This is a genomic window from Paenibacillus tritici (assembly GCF_018207515.1).
GTDB classification, from domain to species: domain Bacteria; phylum Bacillota; class Bacilli; order Paenibacillales; family Paenibacillaceae; genus Paenibacillus_AQ; species Paenibacillus_AQ tritici.
Genome location: NZ_CP073365.1, coordinates 2,157,582 through 2,179,381 on the forward strand (window position 1 = coordinate 2,157,582; position 21,800 = coordinate 2,179,381).

Here is a 21,800-nt window from a genome sequence, read left to right on the forward strand (position 1 = left end):
CTAATAGCGCTTTCCATTCTGGAATATTATATAGATAGCAGGAGGTCTGGGCATTAATGATGAAGGTCTGGCGGGTGGTCATCGTGGGATGTCATCCCACAAGTATGCTGGGAACAAAATTGATACTGGAAGATGAGGAGGGACTTACGGTAGACGGCATGTACTCTACCTGGGCAGAATGCATCCCCGTCGTGGAGGAGTGCCGGCCTGATCTGGTGCTGAGTGATTATCAGATGCCCGAAGGAACAGTGGAGCAGGTGCTGCCGGAGATGAAAAAAAGCTCCAAGTGCTCCCACATTATTATTATGACTGAGGAGAACGATAAGGAAATGTTCCAGCCCCTGATTGAGCTTGGGGCCAGCGGGGTATTGTCGAAGGGGGCCACTCCGGGCCAGCTGCTGCAGATGATTAACGGAATCCGTGAAGGGTTCCTCTCGATTCCGCTGGAATGGATCGAAAAGGGCTTACGGCCGGTCACCTCTTCCAGAGGACTGGAGGGCGTGATGCAGCTAACACAGACAGAGATGTTCATCATGGAACGAATTGTGCAAGGAATTACATACGACAAGATCGCACTTGAAATTGAAGTCAGCCGCCGTTCGATCGACAACTATCTGCGTAAGATTTATGTCAAGCTGGAAGTATCGACCAGAGCGCAGGCGATTGAGAAATTTGCGCTGTTCTCAAGACAGAACAAGCAAATCTACGCATAATCCCTGTATTACGACATAATGGCGTCAGGAGCGGAATATTCTTAAACCAGATAAAGGGGGGAGCGTATGAAGTATGAGTTTTCTTCGCGCGCACATACATTGTTATCTTCACCGCTGCTGAGTATCCGTAAGGAGACACGCCGGGGTACGCTGATCTCGCTGGCGGAAGAGCTTCCGGCGGAAGAATTATTTCCGCTGTCACTGCTGTCTGAGGCGGCATCTACAGTGATCTCGACAGATGCCAGTGCCTTGCAGTACGGGGAGCCGGAAGGGTATGGCCCGCTCCGTGAATGGCTTACCGGAGATTGGCTCAGCAGCAAAGGAGTCGCGGTAGCCGAAGGCGGCGTTCTGCTGACCACAGGCAGCCAGCAGGCTATTGATCTGTTGTCCAGGGTATATATTGATCCCGGAGATCATGTTCTGGTAGAGAATCCGACCTCTCCTGGTATTCTGCAGGCTCTGCGGATGCAGGGAGCCGTTATTATTCCGGTGCAGGGCGATAAGGATGGCCTGCTGCCGGATCATCTGCGCAGCATGATCCGGCAGTACAGGCCCAAGATGCTGTTCGCGGCGCCGAGCTTCACCAATCCCAGCGGAGTGCTCTGGAGCCTGGCGCGGCGTCATGAGATTCTGGAGCTGTGTATCTCCCATAATGTGCTGATTGTGGAGGATGATTCTTATGGCGATCTGCACTTCCAGCGGAGTGAAGGACATCCTTCCAAGCGGTATCCAACCCTCTACGCGCTGGAGAATGTCAGCGAGGGCGGGCATGTGCTGTATATCGGCTCCTTCAGCAAAACCGTCGCGCCCGCGCTGCGGACGGGCTGGGCGGCGGGAAGCCGGGAGCTGATCGGTATGATGGCAGCCGCCAAGCAGATGGCTGACTGGCAGTCCAGCTCGCTGAATCAGCGGCTGCTGCATCATCTGCTGAGTGTATCTGCCTTTGATCTGCGCGAGCATATTGCCCTGCTGAACCGTGAATACAATACCCGCCTGAAGCTGATGGCGGAGCTGCTGAAGCGTCCGGCCTGGAAGAGCAGCGTGTACGATATGCCGGTGGGCGGCATGTTCCTCTGGGTATCGCTGCCCGCAGGCTTAGATGCGATGGCTCTGCTGCGCGCCGCTCTGGCGAAGGGCGTCGCCTTTCTGCCCGGGCCTCTGTGCAGTGTAAGCGGAGGCACTGACCGCATCCGCCTGAACTTCAGCCATCCCGGCCGGGATGAGCTGCTGCTCGGAATGAACCTGATGAGTGAAGCTGTCACTGAGTTCACGGCCCGTAGTTAAGGGACGGGGAGCGAGCGAACGAATGAACCCCTAAATGGAAGAAGGATGACCGCTGGGCCTGGATGGCTGGCGGTCATTCTTTTTTTGTGCAGGCCTCCGCAGGGATTACGATGTGTACTACGTCTAAGATAACAAGTGAATATATTCACATGTACTAAGCAGGAAATACATATCTAAGGAGTTGCAGGAGATGGAGAATGTACTGGAGTGCAGCAATGTAACCAAAAGGTATGGAAGGAAGACGGCGCTGGACGGTCTTAACCTGTCCATTCCCGCCGGGAGAATCGTAGGGCTGCTTGGACCGAACGGGGCGGGGAAGACGACGCTGATGAAGCTGATTGTCTCTTTGCTCAGGGATTATAAGGGGACTCTTACGGTCAGCGGGATGCGGCCCGGCCTGGACACCAAAAAAATCGTCTCTTACCTGCCCGACCGCGAGTTCCTGTACCCGTGGATGACGATTGAAGAGAGCATTGCTTTTTTTGACCACTCGTTTGCCGATTTTCAGCGGGAGAAGGCGTACAGCATGATTGAAGCCCTGGGACTGAATCTGCAGGACAAGGTGAAATCCTTATCCAAAGGGATGCAGGAGAGGGTAAGCCTCTCGCTGGTGTTTGCGCGTAAAGCCCGGCTGTTCGTTCTGGACGAGCCGCTGGCGGCGGTGGACCCTTCCACGAGGGATAAGATCATAGGCATCATCCTGGATAATTTTGATCCGGACAGCTCAATCCTGATCAGTACGCATCTGATTCACGATGTCGAGAGTCTGTTTACGGATGTGGTGTTTGTGAACGATGGCAAAGTGCTGCTGCAGGGAAGGGTGGAGGAGCTGCGGCGGGAACACGGTGTGCCGATTGAGGATTTATTCAAACGTCTGATTTGAGCTACTTTACAAAAGGGGAGAACATCATGGTTTATTTGCATCAATTCAAGCTGGAATGCCGGAAGCATAGTGCCGTATTTGCCATCTTTACTGTCTTAAGCGGTCTGGCTAACCTGTATTTTCTGTTGGATCACGGACAGGATATTGCTTTCGTCTTCCTGCTGGTAAATATGGTAATAGGCATACTGCTGCCGGTCTATATCTATATGGATTATTACAGGGAATTCTTCACGGGGACGATGCCGATTAACCATATGCTGCCGCTCCGAACCTCCGCTCTGTTCGGTGTGAAGTCCGCTGTATTTATGTTGGGGCTTACGGCGGTCTGGTCCACTACTCTGCTGGATGTATTCCTTAATCCCGAGGGGCTGTATCAGACACGGGTTATCCATTCCTCCAGCCCGCTGCTGGGGATGACCTACTTCATTCTCTCCAAGCTGTGCAGCCTTCCGGCGGGACTGGCGCTTATAGGTCTGGCCCTTGCGGCTGCCAAAAGATTCCGTAAGCCGGCGCTAAGCCATCTCTGCATCGCTGCGTTCATTCTCATCACAGTCGGCATCCAGTTTGCGCTGGTGGTCCGCGGCAGCACTCACTGGAGTATCGGCTCCTCATCGGCGGCAAGCTTCAAGCAATACGCAAATCTGCTGACGGTGAGTCCGGTAGGCCGGGAGCAGCCGGCTAACATCAACGAGACCATTAACTGGCTGTCCGTAGGCATGAACCTGCTGGTGGCGCTGCTTGCAGGAGCGATAGGCAGTGCGCTGCTGAACGGGCGCAAATATGAGCTGCATGGGAAGTGAGTGGGGAGTGAATGGGTAGTGAGTGAGGAGTGTGGTAGGGGGTGAGCGGGGAGTGAGTGTGGAGTGTGTAGGGAGTGAGTGTGGAGTGAGTGGGGGAGTGAATGGGGAGTGTGTAGGGAGTGTGTGGGGAGTGAATGGGGTGTGAGTGAGGAGTGTGTAGGGAGTGAGTGAGGAGTGTATAGGGAGTTTGAGTGGGGAGTGTGTAGGGAGTAAGCGGGGTGTGAGTGAGTAGTGAGAGAGGAGTGAGTGGGGGGTGTGAATAGGGTATGAGTGAGGAGTGAGTAGGGTGTGGAGTGAGGAGTGTGGTAGAGGGTGAGCGGGCTTTTGGAGTTGTCGCGCCGCAGCCTTGCAGCGATACTGTGTGCAGAACAACCTGCGCAGGATCATCCGTGGGCCGTCAGCAGGAGCTTACGATTGTGGCTTTTTTGGGGCGTGGGTGGATAGGGAATAGTCTAGGTCAGGCTACCCTGGTGACCGTTCCCAACCTAACGTAATAGCAGTTGGAAAAAAGGCACTTAATTATGCTAGAATCCTGAAATTTAGGAGTTTAGTTGGAAAAAGTACATCTACTCGCCCGGGATAAGCTAATGGGGCTCAGAATCACAGAAAATAAATGCTATTTATCCAACTAATCTTTTTGGACCGGATAAACCAGTGAATTTAAGTGCCTAAATTCCACCTGCTGTTGGGCAGGTGGAACGGGTACGCGATTCGCCTGTAGGGATATGGCGCTGGAAGTGAGCGTGGTTGGGCTTATTATGGGCGCATCCGCCAGAAGCAGCAGTGGTAGGCTAGGCAGCACGCCTAGTACGCAGCCAGCTTGGTACCCCGGGCGCGGGTTGTAGCAAGCGCAAGCGTTGCTGCCCGTGCCCTGCGGAAGGCGTCGCTTAGATGGATCGGCGGCCGGTTGGGGCTGGGCGAATCCCGGAGCAGCTCCCCCGGGCGCGGCCGAGATGGATAGACGCCCGGTTGGCGCCGCATCCAATCCCGTGAGCGGCTCCCCCGGGCGCGGCTGAAAAGGATAGGACGGCGGTTGCGGCCGGGACGAATCCCGGAGCGGCTTCCCCGGTCGTGGCTGAGATGGATAGACGGCCGGTTGGCGCCGGGCGAATCCTGGGAGCCGCTCGATCCGGGTCACGGCTGGAAAGGATAGACGGCCCGGTTGGCGCCGCGTCCAATCCCGTGAGAGCGGCTCCCCCGGGCGCGCCGCCTACAGCTTGGCGGCGCTGATCTCCGCGATCGTGGCATACTCGATCAGCGCTGCCCTTCCGGCGGCCGTGAGCGTGTAGCGGCCGCGACCCACCCGGAAGAACCACGAATAGTAGTTCTTCTGCAGGAAGGCGGCGGCGCCGGGCACGCCGCTCCTCTTACGCAGCGCGGCGGGCGTTACGCCGCGCGGGGCCTCCGCCCGGCTGAGCGCAGCCGCCGGGCCCGCACCCGCAGCAGCGTCCCCCGCTGCTGCTCCAGTATCCGTGGCCGCCGTCCCGGCAGCGGCCACGGCAGTTCCCGGCGCGCCGCTCTGCGCCGCGCGCCCCCCGCCGAGGCCGGCCGCATCAGCGGCTTCGGCCTCCAGGGCCTGCAGCGCGAGTGCGACGCGCAGCGCCTTCTCGCGGTAGGCGGTCACGAGCTTGACGCGCGTGCTGCCGCCGGTGTTGTAGTCTCCGCTGCGTTCGCGGAACTCGTAGAGCAGACGCTCGCGGCGGCGCCCGGCGCTGCGGGCCTGCGGCGGCGCCTCGCCCGGCTCCGCGAGCACCTCGACGAGCGGGGCCTTCGTCTTGTAGAAGACGACGGTGATCAGCCCGAGGCCCAGGCGGCGGCACAGCCCGCTGAGCTCGCCCCAGCGCTGGTTGACCGCGCCCTTCTTTTCCCTAACGCGTTCTACCGCAAGGTAGACGTTAGGGCTTAAGCGCAATCGTTCAATCCCCTGCAGCAGCAGGGCGAGATTGAACGATTTTTTCATCTCTACGATCAGCGGCTGGGCCTCGTCCTCCCGGATGCCGACCAGGTCGCAAGTGCGCACCTCGCCTTTGATCTCATAGCCCTGCCGTTCAAAAAATCCCTTCAAAGGAGCATACAGCTCCGTTTCCTGCTTGATCGCCATTGGTTGTCACTCCTGCCCTGGATTGCAGCGTAATCATTCTTCAGAAATCATGATTCTCTATTATAGCACAGCAAAAAAGAGGTCAACTATTCCGGGCTCGCCGCATAGGTATGTAATACACTTTCTAAGCTTGGTGGAGCAAGTAGGAGCGCAAGAGGAGGCAGCGAGCCATGGATATTTTTGAGCGTATATCTTCGTATCGGGCTGAGAACGACCGTTTGGCGTGGAGCGGCACTTTCAAGGACTATATAGAACTGCTGAGACTAGACCCCTCTCCCGCAAAAACGGCTCATTCCCGCGTATACGACATGATCAAGTCACACGGCGTCGAGGACATTAACGGACGTAAACGGTATAAGTTTTTTGAGCAGGAGATCTTTGGTCTGGACCGTGCGGTGGAGAAGCTGGTGGAGGAATATTTCCATTCCGCAGCCCGCAGACTGGATGTGCGCAAACGGATCCTGCTGCTGATGGGACCGGTCAGTGGAGGAAAGTCCACACTTGTCACACTGCTGAAGCGCGGACTGGAGCAATATTCGCGTACAGATGCGGGGGCGGTATATGCCATTGAGGGCTGCCCGATGCATGAGGACCCGCTGCATTTGATTCCGCTGGAGCTGCGTCCGGAGATTGAGCGCGAGCTGGGGGTGCGCATCGAAGGCAATCTCTGCCCGTCCTGCCAGATGCGGCTGAAGAATGAGTACCACGGGGACATTGAACAGGTTGGGGTGGTCCGGGTGCTTTTGTCGGAAGAGGAGCGGGTGGGGATTGGTACATTCAGCCCTTCCGATCCGAAGTCGCAGGATATCGCTGACCTGACCGGCAGTATCGACTTCTCAACCATTACCGAATTCGGCTCGGAGTCCGATCCGCGCGCTTACCGCTTCGACGGGGAGCTGAACAAGGCCAACCGCGGCCTGATGGAATTCCAGGAAATGCTGAAATGCGATGAGAAGTTCCTGTGGAACCTGCTGTCCTTGACCCAAGAGGGCAACTTCAAGGCCGGGCGGTTCGCGCTAATCAGTGCTGATGAACTCATCGTGGCCCATACGAATGAGACAGAATATAAGTCCTTCATCTCCAATAAAAAGAACGAAGCGCTCCAGTCGCGCATGATCGTCATGCCGGTTCCTTACAATCTGCGGGTCTCGGAAGAGGAGAAAATCTACGCCAAGCTCATCGGCCAGAGTGATATGAAGCATGTGCATATTGCCCCTCATGCGCTGCGCGCAGCAGCGATCTTCTCGATCCTGACCAGGCTCAAGGAGAGCAAAAAGCAGGGCATGGACCTGATCAAGAAGCTGCGCATGTATGACGGCGAAGAGGTTGAGGGCTATAAGGAAGCGGACCTGAAGGAGATGCAGACCGAATATCTGGATGAAGGCATGTCCGGCATCGACCCGCGTTATGTCATCAACCGCATCTCCAGTGCTTTGATCAAAGGCGACCTGCAGTGCATGAATGCGCTGGATGTGCTGCGGGCGATCAAGGACGGCCTCGATCAGCATCCTTCGATCACGAAGGAGGAACGTGAACGGTACCTGAACTTTATTTCCATTGCCCGCAAGGAATACGATATTCTCGCCAAAAGCGAAGTGCAGAAGGCGTTCGTCTACTCTTTTGAGGAATCCGCCAAAACCCTGTTCGAGAATTATCTCGACAACATCGAAGCCTTCTGCAACTGGTCCAAAATCCGTGACCCGCTCACCGATGAGGAGATGGAGCCGGATGAGCGGCTGATGCGCTCCATTGAAGAGCAGATCGGCATCTCCGAGAATGCCAAGAAGGCCTTCCGCGAGGAGATCCTGATCCGTATCTCCGCTTACTCCCGCAAGGGCAAAAAGTTCGAGTACAACAATCACGACCGGCTGCGGGAAGCCATTGAGAAGAAGCTGTTCACCGATCTGAAGGATATCGTCAAAATCACCACCTCCTCCAAAACACCGGATGAAAGCCAGCTCAAACGGATCAACGAAGTCAGCCGCCGCCTGATTGATGAGCACAACTACTGCCCGATCTGCGCGAATGAGCTGCTGAAATATGTTGGAAGCCTGCTGAACCGCTGACGGGAAGCCATTGACGTCAGTAGATAATGGAAAAAGGGACGATCTCCGGCCATCTTCATGGCTGGGGATCGTCCCTTTGCATTGTCGAGCCGGTCTACTGCACTCCCGTGCAGCTTCCTTACGGACTGGAGAGCCGTTATTTTCTACAAAACGTCACTGCCACAATTTCCTGAGGTCTTATTCCTTAGTGTCCTTAGCCAGCTGCTCCTTACCGCCAATCTTAAAACCTACTTGCCCGTTGTATTTGCCTACCTGTCCGGTGATATCTAATCCGGCACCTTGCCCTCCGCCGAGCTGTGCCTTGGCCTCGGCACCGAGACCCTTCTCACCGCCGAGCTGCAGATGGGTCTGGAGTCCGGCCCCTTGACTCAGACCCAGGTGACCTTCCGCATCCGCACCCAGACCATGTTCACCTCCGGCTTGCGCTCCTGCATGGAAGCCTGCCCCCTGGCCGCCGCCGAGCTGGGTTGTGGCCTGGGCTTCAAGCCCATACTTGCCGAAGGCCTGGGCCTCTGCATCAAGTCCAAGGCCCTGGCCGTTACCGAGCTGGGTATTGCCCTGTGCCTGGATTCCGTAGGAAGGGTGGCCGATGTGGGCGTCAGCATGAATACCAGCGCCAGAGTAAGCTATATTTCCGCCAGCGTTCAAGCCGATGCCGTGTTCGCCGCCAACTTCGCCTCCGGCATCAACATGAATTCCCTGCCCGCTGCCCGCATTGGCGTTCATATGTCCCTTCGCAAGTTCATTTGTGGCTGCCGGATGTTCAGTGGCCCGGGTGTTCTGAGTGTTCTGAGCGGTCTCCGGGCGGATCAGGTAGTAGTAATGCGAATAAGGGTACGGCTGCGGCAAATGACGAAAGCCTGACGGGTGAGCTTGATTGTGTGAATCTTCGTTGCTGTAGTTCATACGGATACCTCCATTCTTCAATTCATTACAATAGACTATTCATCAATATTAGAAGTGATACGTGTCAGACCAATATAAAAGTGTATAGGCTGCATCGCTATGCTACATTATGAATGAAATGAATATTATTCACTCAGGCACGGAGGACATACGAATGGAAGCTAAGAAGGCAGAGATTTTCAGATGCGTTACAGAGCTGTTCAGCTCCAAGGGCCGCTCGGCTTCAATCTGGATAAAAAAGGGCATCCCGATGAGCAGGACGTCAAGAATGCCCGTGCATTTACAGCTGGTGTGTCTCTTCAAATTATAAATAAGTCTAAGGTGCACTAGTTAGCTGCTGCGGCAGTGCTTGCGGTTATGCTGCCTCCGGTCAGGCTGTCGATAACAATGCTATAGACAGTTGACGCCGGAAAGTCCGGCTCCCCCCCGCTCAGTTGCCAGTTGGCGTATAGGCTGGGGTTCTTGCTGGTGGCTGTGCCCCCTGTAAATTCGGCCAAGCGCTCCCGGTTCAATATATCTGCGTCATTAACTGCAGCGTTAAAGCCAAAGACGGTCCCTTCCTGCAATTGAAGAGGCGTTATATTAGCCAGGGGCAATCGGATCAAGTATGTGGACAGCTTGACCGCTTCGTCCCGGAGCACCTGAACCCATTCCGATGGCTTTTGCCCGTAGCTCTGGCCGTATGCCGTTGCTGCCTGCCAGGAATACACCTCATTGCCTGCTCCGGTGTAAGCAAAGCCATATTCGTAATCATCCGTGCTGTATTTGGTGGCCTTGTCGTTCAAGGGGTCGATGCTGATCTGCACATTGTCTCCATCCCAGATATTCATACCCGATTTATTATTGAACTGGTAATCATCATACACCTGGGCTAGCACGTACAAGGCATCCTCATCCCATTGAGTATACATTCTGGCTGCTATATTGCTGGCCTGCCAGGCTTCGGCGGATAGGGGATCGGCAGGCGGATTGAGGTAGATGGGATAGGCCTTCTTCCAAGCATCCAGGTTGCCGTCAAAGCCTGCTGTTGTCAAAGTCTGCTCCGCCTTCACTATAACCGCAAAGCTCAAGGGCAGTATGGCGGACTTCAGCAGATTCCCCTCGGTGTCCTTCACCCGGACTGCAAACGAATATTCGTGTAAAGGTTGGTTGCGCGTCGAGCTTACGGAAAAGGTCACCGCTTGAAACTCTCCGGCACTCAGGCTATAAGGTTTACTGGCATCCATGGTCCACCCTGGAGGAGGGTCAATTTCAACTGTACCGCTTAGCACATCAGTGAATAGATTGTTCAAGTTGACCGTGATACTATCGAGCTGATCCATGGTTTGCCCGCTAGGCTTCAGGCTATAACTCACCTTTTCGGCAATGTTCATAGGAATAGCTTTGGTACGAAGCACTTCGCCGTTTGGATTCTCCAATATCAGATTAAGAGAAGAGGGGCTGCTTAATTGAAAATCAGAAGAATGAATAGTGAAGGGAAGCTGCACATTTGTTCCTGGCTCAACAGATACTTCAGTTTCGGCAATGATTCGGTTTGCGCCTGATTCCACTAATTTAATCTTGCCGGACAGCGCTGTTGCTCTTGCATTGGTTACGGCAGCCTGGATCGAGGCAGATCCTCCCTCGAACAAGGACACCTTGGAGGGGTAGCTGCTCAGCAGTAAGTTTGTTGGCTCTGCCGCCTCGAATTCGCTAATCTTGGCAGCCCAACGCGCCAAACGCCCGGCTGTCTGATCCCAGACCAGCGCCATCTCGGGGCGGTCAGCCTGAAGATAGGCATCGGCCTTCACGTTCCATTCACGGGCATGCCGCATGATTTCCTGGGCAAATGACTGACTGCCTCCGGAAATATTCTGCAGCTTGGCCTGGATCAGGCTGCTCGTATTCACAAGCTCAGCGGTGGAGGACAAGGCGGTCAGCGTTGGCTGATTCTGTGAGTCCTGCATTAATGCCTCCAAAGGCTTCACTGCCAGGTGATAGGCGTATAACATACTCATAGCATTCTCCATGGTGAAGGTTCCCGCCTGTGCTTCCTCCACGATGCCTTGGCCAAGCAGCTCATATTGATCTGCCAAAGCCTTGATCTCGGCGTATGCACCGCTGCCGAAGCCGCTCGCGTACAGACCTTGCAATTGGCTCTGGAGAGCCGGGGCTGCGGATAAGGAGCTACCCCATTCCGCCAACCAATTCTGATGGAGGCTTACCGCCAATACCTTCAACTGCTCCTTGGCCCAAGCCGGGTCAATGCCGGTAAAATAAACAGGAGAGGAGCCGACGGTATAGCTGCTGCCGGAACTGGGGGATGGAAGCTGATTGCCCATGTAGTCGGTCTTCGTCAGATTGCCGGTCAAAGTAATAGATTGGCTCCCGCCTGTCAAGGACCAGGCAGTGATGACATATTCCTGTTCCTTTTTCCACAAATAAGATTTCACTTGGCTTCCTGAATTCATTTCACCGACAAAGTAGGCATCTGCCAAGGCTCTGTTGAGCTGCTGAAAGGAAACCGAGGCTGGTTTGGGCATCCGGTCAACCCGCACGATGCCGAAGTTGTCTTCAGTATACGCAGGGTCGGTACCGTCATCACGCAAATCATAGATGGCGCTCTGCCTAATGCCATTGGCGGAAGAAATCAGAAACTGCTTAGTAAGATAGACAGATTGTAGCTCTTCATTGACGCCTCTGGCATCGGTAGAGGTTGGCCAGCCCACCTCAGTAATATTTTGGTCTTTCCAGGCTCCGTATTTCTTGGTTACGTCGGTATATGATTTCAGCCTGGTCTCATAGCTTGTATCCGGATCGTTCGGATAGACGTATGGATGGAAGGAAACCGCATCAATATAGGGATATACCTCCTGCAGGAACATGTCATCCAAGTACTGGGGACCGTTCTGATTAGCTACGCTGCCCGCAATGATCACTGCATCGGGATTGATTCTGCGGATGGTCAGCGAAGCGGCTTTCACTAGACGTGCATAGTCGCTGACATTGGGCTCCGGCTGCCAGAAGCTGATGTTGGGCTCATTCCACAGCTCGAAGGTGTTGATCTTGCCCTTGTAGCGGCTTACCACCTGTTCCACATAGTTGAGATAGGCATCCAGTTGCTCCTGGGTGGCGGGTCCGACCTTTACATCCTGTCCGCCATTATATAGCGAATTGGAAAAGCCAAGGAGGGAAACAATCTGCATACCCTTGGAGACGGCGTCATTCACCCATTTGTCGGTCTGGGTGAAATCAAAAACGCCCTTTACCTTCTCCACCTTGTTCCAGGATATACCATCTCTGATATAGCGGATACCTGCCCTTTCCATCAAAAGTGTGTCTGCAGCATCTGTTTTGTTGCTCTGGTCAAAGTGGGTGGCTACGCCGAACAGGGACTGATCATCGCCGAATTGCCGCTCGTAATCGGGAAACACTGCAAAGGTGGCGGAATCGAAGCTGACCACCTGACGTTGAGCCTCCTTCACCTCTACGTGAAGGGAATGGATGCCATTTAATTGTGGAGACAGCATGATGGTTTTCACCAAAGATTGAGAGGCCGGGACCACGATGGTTTGTTCCTCCAGCGCTCCGCCTGCAATCTGATGATAGACGCTGTAATTTACCGAATGCTCCGTATTATTGGTGAAATAGACCGAATAGGATACGGTATCCGGGCTATATACCCGGTCTGTCCGGGCCATCTTGACCTCGACAATCTCAGGCACATCGAAGCCGATAAGGCCCAGCTCCCGTTCGGTGTAGCCGATGGCACGAAGCTGCTCGATGGAGTAGTGATCCTGCAGCACCTGCTTCACCTTGCTGCCCATGGCAGATACATCCAGCTTTACGGTGCCAAAGAAGCTATCTTTGAGGAAAAAGGCCGGTCTGATCATGTTAGTGGTTTTGGCTTCAGCACCGGAAGTTTCTCCTAGTCCACCTGATGGCACGCACAGTACAATGTTAGTGCCCACATTTTTGCCTCGTGCTGAACGAAGCCACCAGCCCCAGGAGGTCATATTATCCTTATATCCCAGTTTTGAAGCATACTGGATATATTCGGTCTGGGACAGCAAGGCGACGCCGGCCGTCGTGGTGAAGTCTTGTGTATAGGTCGTATTAACATTGCCCCCTTCAGTCAGCCATTGATGCTGGAAGTCAATATGATTGACGATGGCTGGTTCCAGCTTGACAGAGCTTGTGGAGCTGGGATTAATAAAATCATGATTCAACCAGTAGGCGATATTATTGGTATCGCTTACATCAAACTTTGCAGTGTTGTCCGGATCAAAGGTGCTGGCGCCGTAATTATTTTTGGACAGCACGAAATACTGGTAAACTCCCGCCGTTACAGTACTGTCGAGCAAAACGAATTCCCGCGTGCCGCCTGCCAAACGGAACAGATTGTCCGCAGGGGTCGTCGCGGTGGCTCCAGCTGGTGCAGTATATAACCGATCGATTGCCGCATAGGCGGGCAGCGCACTCATCAGAAGCAGAATTGCCGCAAGGAGCGCTGCCAGTTTTTTTGAATGATAATTTATATACTTCATGCAATGAATTCTCATGCTGTAACCCCATTTCCCTATAATAGACTGATAGTTAATAAGGCAAATTCAGAAACATGGGTGGATGTACACCGATTTAACCGGAGCAAGCCATTCAAGCTGACCCGCTCCTCAGCTTCTGCATGAAATTATTTTAATTGGTTTTTGTTCTCCAGATACCACTCGTTGACCGTCTTCTCTACGGCATCGCCACCCAGGCGCTTCCATTCCTTGCGGATTTCATCAATGCCGGTTTGTGCAGTCATGGATGTCCCGCCTGTCACCACCTTGGCCTCAATTTGCTGGGCAATCGGAGCGAAGGTGGCAATCAATTGGCTGACCTCCGGCTGGCTCGGACCGTAAGCGATATCCCGGCGGTACGTATTTTTCATGGCCAGTGTCAGGGAGTTGGCCTTTTCCTTGGCGTATTCTTGGGACAAGGCGTCGGAGGCCGCCATGACCGGGAACCATTCCGGCTTCTGCTCATATTGGTTGACAATAGGCAGCTCCCGGGCAAAAGTAACTTCCTTGCGGAATTTATCAGCATCAATAATCTGGGGAACACCTTCTACATCTTTGTAATGCACATTTTCCTCTCCGTACTTCAGAGGCTTCCAGCCAGTGTCGATCATCCAATCCAGAAATTTGAAGGCTGCTTCAATCTTGTCCTCTTTGAGATTGCTGTTAAATGATACGAAAATTCCCGGTGCTGCCTCCTGATACAAGCCGCTTTTGCCATATGGGGTGGAAAGGGATTCCAGTGCTGTCATCTTGGCTTCAGGCACATTTTTTTTCAAATCAAGGAACTCGGCTTCCATATTCCAGGCCCCCAGCATAATGCCTGCCTTGCCCGTCGTCCAGAATTGCATGGATCTCTGGAAGTTTTTATCTGTGATATACTCCTTGTCGATCAGGCCACCGTCGAAAAGCTGCTTTTGGAAGGCCAGACTGTCCATATAGCGGTCGGTCACTCTGCCGTATTCCAGCTTGTCGCCGTTTACATACCACTGGCTCTCCGATGCCATAAATAATTCTCTAATAATCGGCACGCCATTGCCGTTGAACACGATCGGTACGGTATCCGCCTTGCCGTTGCCGTCCGGGTCACCATCCTTGAATTTCTTGGCTACCTCGATCAATTCGTCCACGGTTGCCGGCGTCTTGAGTCCCAGCTTATCCAGCCAGTCCTGTCTGATCCACATGCCATGATTAGCAATGCTTTCAACACCACGCACGCTGGCAACGGCATATTTTTTTCCGTCAAAGGTAAGAAAGGAGTCGAGCTCCGGATGCTCCTCCAAATATTTTTTGTAGGAGGTGCTGTATTTCTCTATATAAGAATCCACAGGCTGTATAGCACCCTGATTGACCAGTTGGGCAATGTAGTTGCGGTCGTACTCCCAAATGAGGTCTGGAGCGCCGCCGGAAGCAATCAGTGTATTCAGCTTGGTCTGGGCCTCGTTCCGGGGAACCGGCACCCACTTGACAGTCGCAGGAGCATTGTTATTGATCCACTCAGTCCAACGATTGCTTTCATAGTTTCCCTCCTCAGCAGGCACCTCGCCACGGTCAAAGACCGAAATGCTGATCTCTTTCTTTGCTGAAGCTTGCGAGGAGGGGCTTGTCCCACCCGCTGTCGAGGCACTTGAATCCTTGTCGGAACCACAGGCTGCCAGAGCTGATACCGCCAGGCAGGCTATCACTACTTTTAAGGCGGTTTTCTTGAATGTTGCCAATTGCTTCATCCCCTTAAACAATTTTTTTATATATCAAGAGAAGGCAGCTGTTGCAGCTCTTCTTCAATGATATCAGCCTTTAACGGAGCCAATTAATACACCTTTGACAAAATGCTTCTGGAGAAATGGATAAACGCATAGAATCGGCAGGATGGCTATAACCACGGAAGCTGCCTTGATTCCTTCCGGTGTTAGGATGACGCCGGTCGCCCCTTCACTGCCGCCTCCGCTGTTCAGCAGACTCTCGTCCACCTGCTTAATCATCTGGTAGAGCTTGAGCATCAAGGTCTGGAGCTTGGAGCTGTTAATATAGAGCATCACGTTAAAATAGGAATTCCACCATCCCACAGCATAGAATAGGGACAACGCTGCGATAATTGGCTTGCATAAGGGCAGCATGATCTGGATCAGGATACGCCAGTTTCCCGCGCCATCAATGGAGGCAGATTCCTCAATCTCCTCCGGCAGCCCTTCCATAAAGCTTTTCATGACGAACATGTTGTAGGTACTGATCAGCCCCGGCAACCATAAGGCCAAGTAGGAATCCATCATTCCCAGGTTCTTAATCAGAATAAAATTGGGAATAATTCCGGATACGAAGATCATGGTGAAGGTGATGAACAAGAGAATCGGTCCCCGGCCATACAGCCTTTTGCGGGACAAGGGATAAGCTGCCAGAATGGTCATAAGTATGTTTAAGGCGGTGCCGACTAAGGTTACGATGACCGTATTGCCCATGGCGTGGAGCAGTTGGCCATCCTCGAGCAGCCTACGGTATGCTTGCACATTGAACTCTACAGGCCAAAAGTATACCTCTCCGGCAGTAATGGCTCTGCTGCTGCTGAAGGATGCGGATATCTCATACCAGAAAGGATATAAGGTGAGGAGAGACAGCAGCCCCAGAAGCAAATAATTCAACAGGCTGCCGGCAAGAGCCAGCGGCGAGGCATCTTTCATCATTCTTTTCATCATGATTACCATAGCCCCCTTTCCCCGAACAGGCGGATCGACCGGTTCACACCAACAACAAGAATCAGACTGATCAGGGATTGGAATAAGCCCAAGGCTGTCGTATAGCTGTAGTTCATATTTTGCAGTCCTACCCGGAAAACGTAGGTACTGATGACATCAGCTACATCTAGTACAGAGTCATTTTGCAGCGAAAGTGTCTGCTCTAATCCCACATCCATCATGCTGCCCATCCGCAGAATAAGCAGGATGGCAATGGTGCTGCGGATGCCCGGCAAGGTAATATGCCAGGTTTGACGCAGCTTGTTGGCTCCATCAATCTTGGCTGCTTCATACAACTGTGTATCAATAGCGGACATTGCAGCCAGGTAAAGGATCGTTCCCCAGCCAGCTTCCCGCCAGATGGAGGAAGCAGTGTATGCCACCGGCCACCAGCTGGAACTGGCCATGAAGTAGATGGGCTTCATTCCGAATACATGCTGCAGAATCAGGTTGATGACCCCTGTGCTGGGGGACAGCATGGTAATCAGGATTCCGCCAAGCACGGCCCAGGAAATGAAGTGGGGGATGTACAGCAGGTTTTGGATCAGGCGTTTGAAGCCTTCCAACCGAATTTCATTCAATAGGAGAGCCAGTACAATCGGGACCGGAAAGCCTATTGCTAGACTGTATACATTGAGCAGCAGGGTGTTGCGGAATACGCGCCAGAAGTCTGTGCTTTCGAACAGCATCCGAAAATGCTTGAATCCTACCCAGTCGCTTCCTACAATGCCATCGGCAAACCGGTAGTTTTTGAAGGCAATAATCTCACCGGCCATAGGTGAATATTTAAACAACAGGTAGAAAACAATAACGGGCAGCAGCATGAGGTACAGGGATTTATCATATTTAATGCGCTTCCATTCGAATTTCTTTCTCGTAATGGAAGCACGCATTGCCAGGGCCTCCGGTGAACCTGAAGCCTCTATAGCGGTTAACGACTGTTGCTTTCTCATCTCTAGCATCCTCTCCAATCCACAGGCATTTATATGGAGGGGCCCCCTCGCAGATTTAATCTTACTGGCATGACCATCGGCTGAATACAGATTTGTTATGACGAACGTCGCTTTTTTTGACAAATGGCAGGTTTCATTTTTCTACTATGGTATCCATTTTTGCAGTGTGCTCCTCGCAAGCCTTATTCCGTAAGGCTTTTTATGCATACAAAGAGTCCTGCCGTGATATCAGGCAGGACTCTGCGATGGCCTCTTTTACAAGAAGCGCTCCCGGTATTCCGTTGGTGTAAGACCTGTGTACTTCTTGAAGCTGCGCATGAAGCTCCGGCTGTTGGTATAGCCGACCGCCTCGGATACGTCATAAATCCGGACGGTTTTATCCTTCAAAAGCTCTTTGGCTGCATTGATGCGGATTTCGATCAGGTAGTCGATGAAGTTGCCTTCGGCATGCTCTTTGAACTGCCGGCTAATATACGCGGGATTCAAATGGAATTCATCAGCCAGTTTGTCCAGGGACAGGTCACTATCCTGATAATGCTGACGAATATAAATCAGTATTTGGTCAATGGTGTCATTTTTGCCCCTTTGCATCCGTCTGTCTTCTATAGCCCCCAACAGCCGCAGCAGCAAAGTACTTACCAATTCCTCAGCTTGCCTCCAGTTGTCAGATTTCTGAATCACCTCGTGTGCCGTGCCGATTTCCGCCTGGATCTCATTGACGTCAATGCCGATGGAATCTATCAATTGCATGGCTCTCATGACCAGCTCAAACGATAATTGCTTGATAAGCTCCGGCGGAGCATTGTTGTTGACCGCTGAGCTAAAGACATCCTGAACCAGCACTTGAAGCTTGTCCCGATCTGCCTGCTTAAGGGCTTCCAGAATGCGGTCAATCCGCTGGGTAAATTGGTAAAAGTCCTGGTTTTGCAGGGGCTGCAAGTCCTCAATGGAGATGACTGTCTGGGGTCCGGTTACCATTTTGTAGCGTAATGCAACCTTGGACTCCTCATAAGAGCGGGGAACGTTGCACAGCTCCCGGTAGCATCTTCCTACACCTGCGGTAACCACCAGCCCAATCTGCTTGCTCATCACATCCAGAACATGCTCCAGCAGTGTGGCGGCACGCAGATGGTTCTGTGCTTCGTCTCCCTCCGAAAAACTCAACAGGATAACAACCCGGCAGCCTCCAAGATCAATGGCCACACCTGCGTTCTCTCTATAAATAATTTCCTCGGCCACATTGCATAGCGCATAGGCATAGAGGGTTTCATCCCGTGGTGGAATTCCGCCTTCCTTGCTGAATTCAGCGGTGCACACGACAAACCATTCGGGATACAAGCGCACTCCCGTGAATTCCAGATGTGGTATCACCGCCGAATATACGGTCCGGTAACCGGTCAATATATCCATCACGGTTCGCCATTTCAGCATAGGCTTGCCATCTCTCACCTGCTGCTCCAGACCCTCCCGATCCAAAAACATTTGGTCGATGACATCGTCCAGATAGGACAAGCCCTTGTTGGGAGTACCGTCAAACCGTCCAGCCTGCACAGGCCGATACTTGCCGGACAGCTTGCCAATCAATGCATCCATGGGACGGAATGTTCTGCGGCTGACGTAGAATAGAATGATTAGCGCAATTGCAAATATCAGTACGCTAAAAGCAAGGAGCAAATTGCGGGTCACTGTAAGGGGGCGGTACATCTGGTCCTCCGGTACAATGCTGACAATCTTCCAGCCTGTGTAAGTCGAGGTTGTATAAAACACCATCTGCTTTTCCTGCTCCGGCTTGATGCTGAAGGAACCGGCATCCGGGCCAGTCAGTACGTTTTTGAGATATGGCATGTCCTTTAAGGAGCTGTGCAGCTTGGATTTGTCATTATGGGTAACGACATGACCCTGCTGGTCAATAACGAAGGTTTGTCCCTTGTTTCCTTCCTGGTAAATATCCTGAATCATCTGGTAGAGCACACTTTCCTTCATATTTACTGCCAGCAGCCCGGTGCGGAAGCCCGGCTTGCTTAGTGCCGGATAAGAGCGGATCAAAGTGACCACATCCTCCAAGGACATGCCATCGGTAATCTGGTGTGTAGGCAGCCATTTGAAGTAACCATCCATATTCAGATATTGGGTAAGCCATTGGTCCTCTGTTCCATCGTTACTGATGTAATTTTGCTGGGTTAGAATGTCACCGCTTACATGAGAGTAAATGTAAATGGATGAAAATTGCAGATTCCGGTTCATGAACGTTCCAAGCTTACTGTCCAACCCATAAAAATTGGCATATCTCTGCGCATCATCCTTATAGACGTTGTTCATGAAATAGACAAATTCAAGCTCATTGGTCAACTGCAGCAAATCCTTTTCTGTCTGCTTGAAGGAAAGTTCTAATTTTTGATTAATCTGGTTTAATAGCGCAAAATTAGTTTCCTTCAGCTGACTGCGAAGCCCTCTGACGGTTCCCATGTAAGAGAAGAGAAAGGTCATGGATATGACCACCAGCAGAACACCTCCGTAAATAAGGATTACTCTGCCTGTGAAACTGGATTTCATTTCAGCGCCCCCTCAAAGGTTGTAAATTCCATGATCATAAAGCGTGACGAGGTGAAACGCCGATAACGCTTCAAATTTATGTGCATGCTTGAAGGCAGATTTTCCACTGATTTCCGTTCAATCAGTTGCTCTATCCTGATTGTCTGAACAGACGCAATGGGCCTCCACGCCGCGCAAATAACGGTTCAGTACAACGACAGGATATTGCTCCATGGTCAGACGAAGCACTTATTCGTTATATGGTTCACCATGAACCGGGAACAAAATAATAGTTTTTGGCGCCGCTTTGGACAGCTTCCTTCAGCATGGCGAGCTTCCGTTCCGGGGGTTCCCTGGCGTTCATGTACAGGACCAGGAAGCCTATATTGGCTGTTGCTTCATCTGTCACCTCTCATACTTTTGTATATTAGTATATACAAATATACAACTTAATCTGGAGGAATCCAATATACCGTTTACCAAAAGAATCGAACTTTTTATTCAGCTATTGCATCCGTGCTACATACAGCAGGGACTGATTTTGCATGATTTTCCCCGCCTGTGTTACTGTATAACGGACAAAGGAGGCGACCTATGGAAACCATTCTGATCATTGAAGATGATGCCAAGCTTGCAGGACTGCTGAGTGCATACCTCTCTAAATATGATTATCGCACCATCCTTATTGACGACTTCTTGAACGTGCTGGAAGCCTTTAAGGCAAGCGCTGCCGGTCTTGTGCTGCTGGATGTCAATCTGCCCAAGTACGATGGTTATTACTGGTGCCGCCAGATCCGCCAAATTTCGCTTTGCCCCATTCTGTTCATTTCGGCCAGAGACAGCGGGATGGACCAGGTGATGGCACTGGAGAACGGCGGGGATGATTATATTACCAAACCGTTCCACTACGAAGTCGTTTTGGCCAAAATCCGCAGTCATCTGCGCAGAGCCTATGGCTCTTATGCACAAACTCAGGGGGAACGTACGCTACATTCAGGAGCTCTAACCCTGTATCCTGAACGTTATACCATCCGGTATGCCGGGGAATCCATGGAATTGACCCAGAAGGAGTCTATCCTGATGGAAGCGCTGCTGCTGAAGGAAGGGCGTGTGGTCTCCCGGGAGAAGCTGCTGGATCTGATGTGGGAGGACCAGCATTTCATTGATGATAATACCTTGAACGTCTACATTACGCGTGTCCGCAGGAAGCTCAAGGATCTTGGTGCGGGAGAGGTTGTTGAAACGGTAAGGGGCGCCGGGTATCGTCTGAATGTACCGGGTGAAGCACCATGAGATTATTCTGGAAGGATCAGGTTCCGCTGCTGCTCTTCTACCTGCTGCAAATGCTCCTGGTTCCGGTGTTGTATTGGATCTCAGGCGAGAACAGGCCCCCGGCGATCATTGGATACGGTGTGCTCCTAAGCGGCAGTATTCTTCTCTTGTACCTCGGTTACCGTTATGTTCAGCACCGCAGATTATATAAGCTGTTAAGCTCTCCCGGTACCTTCTCTGCGGATCAGTTGACACCCCTTGGAGAGGTTGCGCTTCCCGAGGCCGTTCAAGAGCTGCTACAGAACATGGACCGCCAGTATCAGGAGAAGCTGAACGGGCACATCCGGCAGATGGACCAGCATATTGTGTTCATTAACCGCTGGGTGCATCAGATGAAGACCCCCATCTCTGTCATACAGCTCATCCTGCAGGATCTGGAGGACGAAACCGCCGGCAGTATTCAGGAGGAGGTGGAGAAGCTGCGCAAAGGACTGGAAATGGTCATCCACACCTCCCGTCTGGAACGTTTTGAGAATGACTTCCATGTGGAGCTGTTGTCCCTCCGCAAGACTGTCGGCAATGCGGTAGCCGGGAACCGGAGATTATTCATCCGCAGGAGCGTCTCCGTGAATATTCTGGTGAATGAAGGGACCCAAGTATACAGCGATGCCAAATGGCTGATGTTCATGCTGGGCCAGATTTTGACCAATGCTGTCAATTACACGGTCGGTTCCGGCAAAACGGTGACGATCTCTGCACACCCCCGCGGCAAGGATACGGTTCTGGAGATTTCAGATCAGGGCATCGGCATTTCTCCCGAGGATTTGAAAAGAGTATTCAACCCGTATTTCACCGGTGAACGCGGGCGTCAATATCATGAGTCCACCGGAATGGGGCTGTATCTGGTCAAAGAAATCTGCATCAGACTGGGACATGCCGTTGAATTGGAATCCCGGCCCGGGGCAGGAACTGCGGTCCGGATTATTTTTAACGGCCAAGCCCCTGTACAGTAACCGAACATAA

At 52.5% G+C, this 21,800-nt stretch carries 17 protein-coding genes; 8 read left to right on the forward strand and 9 right to left on the reverse strand.

Going from position 1 to position 21,800, the window contains the following annotated elements; translation table 11 throughout:
* The first annotated feature begins 56 nt into the window (after positions 1 to 56).
* From KDC22_RS09100 to KDC22_RS09115, 4 genes are all read left to right on the forward strand, one after another.
* Positions 57 to 713 carry a response regulator transcription factor gene (locus tag KDC22_RS09100; protein WP_211722792.1) on the forward strand — a complete coding sequence of 219 codons (657 nt, stop codon included), beginning with the start codon at positions 57 to 59 and terminating at the stop codon, positions 711 to 713.
* A 66-nt stretch (positions 714 to 779) separates the two neighbouring features.
* The gene (locus tag KDC22_RS09105) at positions 780 to 1,997 is read left to right on the forward strand and encodes an aminotransferase-like domain-containing protein (RefSeq protein WP_173137960.1); all 1,218 of its coding nucleotides are present in this window, start codon (positions 780 to 782) and stop codon (positions 1,995 to 1,997) included.
* A gap of 190 nt (positions 1,998 to 2,187) precedes the next feature.
* Positions 2,188 to 2,880 carry an ABC transporter ATP-binding protein gene (locus KDC22_RS09110; RefSeq protein ID WP_211722793.1) on the forward strand — a complete coding sequence of 231 codons (693 nt, stop codon included), beginning with the start codon at positions 2,188 to 2,190 and terminating at the stop codon, positions 2,878 to 2,880.
* A 26-nt stretch (positions 2,881 to 2,906) separates the two neighbouring features.
* The gene (locus tag KDC22_RS09115; protein ID WP_211722794.1) at positions 2,907 to 3,680 is read left to right on the forward strand and encodes a hypothetical protein; all 774 of its coding nucleotides are present in this window, start codon (positions 2,907 to 2,909) and stop codon (positions 3,678 to 3,680) included.
* A gap of 804 nt (positions 3,681 to 4,484) precedes the next feature.
* On the opposite strand, the gene KDC22_RS09120 is transcribed toward KDC22_RS09115, so the two are convergent.
* Together KDC22_RS09120 and KDC22_RS09125 are read right to left on the reverse strand one after the other, a co-directional pair.
* Positions 4,485 to 4,661, reverse strand: a complete 177-nt coding sequence (locus tag KDC22_RS09120; RefSeq protein ID WP_211722795.1) for a hypothetical protein — start codon at positions 4,659 to 4,661, stop codon at positions 4,485 to 4,487.
* A gap of 229 nt (positions 4,662 to 4,890) precedes the next feature.
* Positions 4,891 to 5,781: a DUF2161 family putative PD-(D/E)XK-type phosphodiesterase gene (locus KDC22_RS09125; RefSeq protein ID WP_211722796.1), complete on the reverse strand. Its 891-nt coding sequence runs from the start codon at positions 5,779 to 5,781 to the stop codon at positions 4,891 to 4,893.
* Between the two features lie 170 nt (positions 5,782 to 5,951).
* Between KDC22_RS09125 and KDC22_RS09130 the strand changes: the two genes are divergently transcribed.
* On the forward strand, positions 5,952 to 7,847 hold the full coding sequence (locus tag KDC22_RS09130; RefSeq protein ID WP_173137952.1) for a PrkA family serine protein kinase: 1,896 nt from the start codon (positions 5,952 to 5,954) through the stop codon (positions 7,845 to 7,847).
* Positions 7,848 to 8,024: 177 nt separating this feature from the next.
* Here the strand turns inward: KDC22_RS09130 and KDC22_RS09135 are convergent, their stop codons facing one another.
* Positions 8,025 to 8,753 carry a hypothetical protein gene (locus KDC22_RS09135; protein ID WP_211722797.1) on the reverse strand — a complete coding sequence of 243 codons (729 nt, stop codon included), beginning with the start codon at positions 8,751 to 8,753 and terminating at the stop codon, positions 8,025 to 8,027.
* Between the two features lie 183 nt (positions 8,754 to 8,936).
* Here KDC22_RS09135 and KDC22_RS09140 point away from each other — a divergent pair, with 183 nt between their 5' ends.
* Positions 8,937 to 9,083 (forward strand): hypothetical protein, encoded by a 147-nt coding sequence (locus tag KDC22_RS09140; protein ID WP_211722798.1) that lies wholly within the window; start codon positions 8,937 to 8,939, stop codon positions 9,081 to 9,083.
* Here KDC22_RS09140 and KDC22_RS09145 read toward each other — a convergent pair.
* The 6 genes from KDC22_RS09145 to KDC22_RS09170 all read right to left on the reverse strand — a co-directional run bounded on the left by KDC22_RS09145 (position 9,080) and on the right by KDC22_RS09170 (position 19,914).
* Positions 9,080 to 13,279 carry a sugar-binding protein gene (locus tag KDC22_RS09145; protein WP_211722799.1) on the reverse strand — a complete coding sequence of 1,400 codons (4,200 nt, stop codon included), beginning with the start codon at positions 13,277 to 13,279 and terminating at the stop codon, positions 9,080 to 9,082. The genes KDC22_RS09140 and KDC22_RS09145 overlap by 4 nt on opposite strands.
* Before the next feature lie 143 nt (positions 13,280 to 13,422).
* Positions 13,423 to 15,009 carry an extracellular solute-binding protein gene (locus KDC22_RS09150; RefSeq protein WP_425517010.1) on the reverse strand — a complete coding sequence of 529 codons (1,587 nt, stop codon included), beginning with the start codon at positions 15,007 to 15,009 and terminating at the stop codon, positions 13,423 to 13,425.
* A gap of 72 nt (positions 15,010 to 15,081) precedes the next feature.
* Positions 15,082 to 15,981 carry a carbohydrate ABC transporter permease gene (locus KDC22_RS09155; protein ID WP_246553418.1) on the reverse strand — a complete coding sequence of 300 codons (900 nt, stop codon included), beginning with the start codon at positions 15,979 to 15,981 and terminating at the stop codon, positions 15,082 to 15,084.
* Positions 15,982 to 15,983: 2 nt separating this feature from the next.
* Positions 15,984 to 16,973 carry an ABC transporter permease gene (locus KDC22_RS09160; RefSeq protein WP_425517011.1) on the reverse strand — a complete coding sequence of 330 codons (990 nt, stop codon included), beginning with the start codon at positions 16,971 to 16,973 and terminating at the stop codon, positions 15,984 to 15,986.
* 255 nt (positions 16,974 to 17,228) lie between these two features.
* Positions 17,229 to 19,526, reverse strand: coding sequence for a helix-turn-helix domain-containing protein (locus KDC22_RS09165; RefSeq protein WP_211722801.1), 2,298 nt, complete (start codon positions 19,524 to 19,526; stop codon positions 17,229 to 17,231).
* 244 nt (positions 19,527 to 19,770) lie between these two features.
* Positions 19,771 to 19,914 carry a hypothetical protein gene (locus tag KDC22_RS09170; protein ID WP_211722802.1) on the reverse strand — a complete coding sequence of 48 codons (144 nt, stop codon included), beginning with the start codon at positions 19,912 to 19,914 and terminating at the stop codon, positions 19,771 to 19,773.
* A 185-nt stretch (positions 19,915 to 20,099) separates the two neighbouring features.
* Here KDC22_RS09170 and KDC22_RS09175 point away from each other — a divergent pair, with 185 nt between their 5' ends.
* Both KDC22_RS09175 and KDC22_RS09180 read left to right on the forward strand, forming a co-directional pair.
* Complete coding sequence (locus tag KDC22_RS09175; protein WP_211722803.1) at positions 20,100 to 20,798, forward strand: response regulator transcription factor; 699 nt, start codon at positions 20,100 to 20,102, stop codon at positions 20,796 to 20,798.
* A complete protein-coding gene (locus tag KDC22_RS09180) occupies positions 20,795 to 21,790 on the forward strand; it encodes a sensor histidine kinase (protein ID WP_211722804.1) in 996 nt (331 codons plus the stop codon). The genes KDC22_RS09175 and KDC22_RS09180 overlap by 4 nt, the downstream gene beginning before the upstream one ends.
* Positions 21,791 to 21,800: the final 10 nt, after the last annotated feature.

Coding starts and splice junctions, on each gene's coding strand:
- KDC22_RS09130 (WP_173137952.1), top strand. CDS start 5,952: ATGGATATTTTTGAGCGTATATCTTCGTATCGGGCTGAGAACGACCGT.
- KDC22_RS09175 (WP_211722803.1), top strand. CDS start 20,100: ATGGAAACCATTCTGATCATTGAAGATGATGCCAAGCTTGCAGGACTG.
- KDC22_RS09105 (WP_173137960.1), top strand. CDS start 780: ATGAAGTATGAGTTTTCTTCGCGCGCACATACATTGTTATCTTCACCG.
- KDC22_RS09145 (WP_211722799.1), bottom strand. CDS start 13,279: ATGAAGTATATAAATTATCATTCAAAAAAACTGGCAGCGCTCCTTGCG.
- KDC22_RS09140 (WP_211722798.1), top strand. CDS start 8,937: ATGCGTTACAGAGCTGTTCAGCTCCAAGGGCCGCTCGGCTTCAATCTG.
- KDC22_RS09125 (WP_211722796.1), bottom strand. CDS start 5,781: ATGGCGATCAAGCAGGAAACGGAGCTGTATGCTCCTTTGAAGGGATTT.
- KDC22_RS09180 (WP_211722804.1), top strand. CDS start 20,795: ATGAGATTATTCTGGAAGGATCAGGTTCCGCTGCTGCTCTTCTACCTG.
- KDC22_RS09165 (WP_211722801.1), bottom strand. CDS start 19,526: ATGAAATCCAGTTTCACAGGCAGAGTAATCCTTATTTACGGAGGTGTT.
- KDC22_RS09120 (WP_211722795.1), bottom strand. CDS start 4,661: ATGCGGCGCCAACCGGGCGTCTATCCATCTCGGCCGCGCCCGGGGGAG.
- KDC22_RS09135 (WP_211722797.1), bottom strand. CDS start 8,753: ATGAACTACAGCAACGAAGATTCACACAATCAAGCTCACCCGTCAGGC.
- KDC22_RS09100 (WP_211722792.1), top strand. CDS start 57: ATGATGAAGGTCTGGCGGGTGGTCATCGTGGGATGTCATCCCACAAGT.
- KDC22_RS09155 (WP_246553418.1), bottom strand. CDS start 15,981: ATGATGAAAAGAATGATGAAAGATGCCTCGCCGCTGGCTCTTGCCGGC.
- KDC22_RS09115 (WP_211722794.1), top strand. CDS start 2,907: ATGGTTTATTTGCATCAATTCAAGCTGGAATGCCGGAAGCATAGTGCC.
- KDC22_RS09110 (WP_211722793.1), top strand. CDS start 2,188: ATGGAGAATGTACTGGAGTGCAGCAATGTAACCAAAAGGTATGGAAGG.
- KDC22_RS09160 (WP_425517011.1), bottom strand. CDS start 16,973: ATGAGAAAGCAACAGTCGTTAACCGCTATAGAGGCTTCAGGTTCACCG.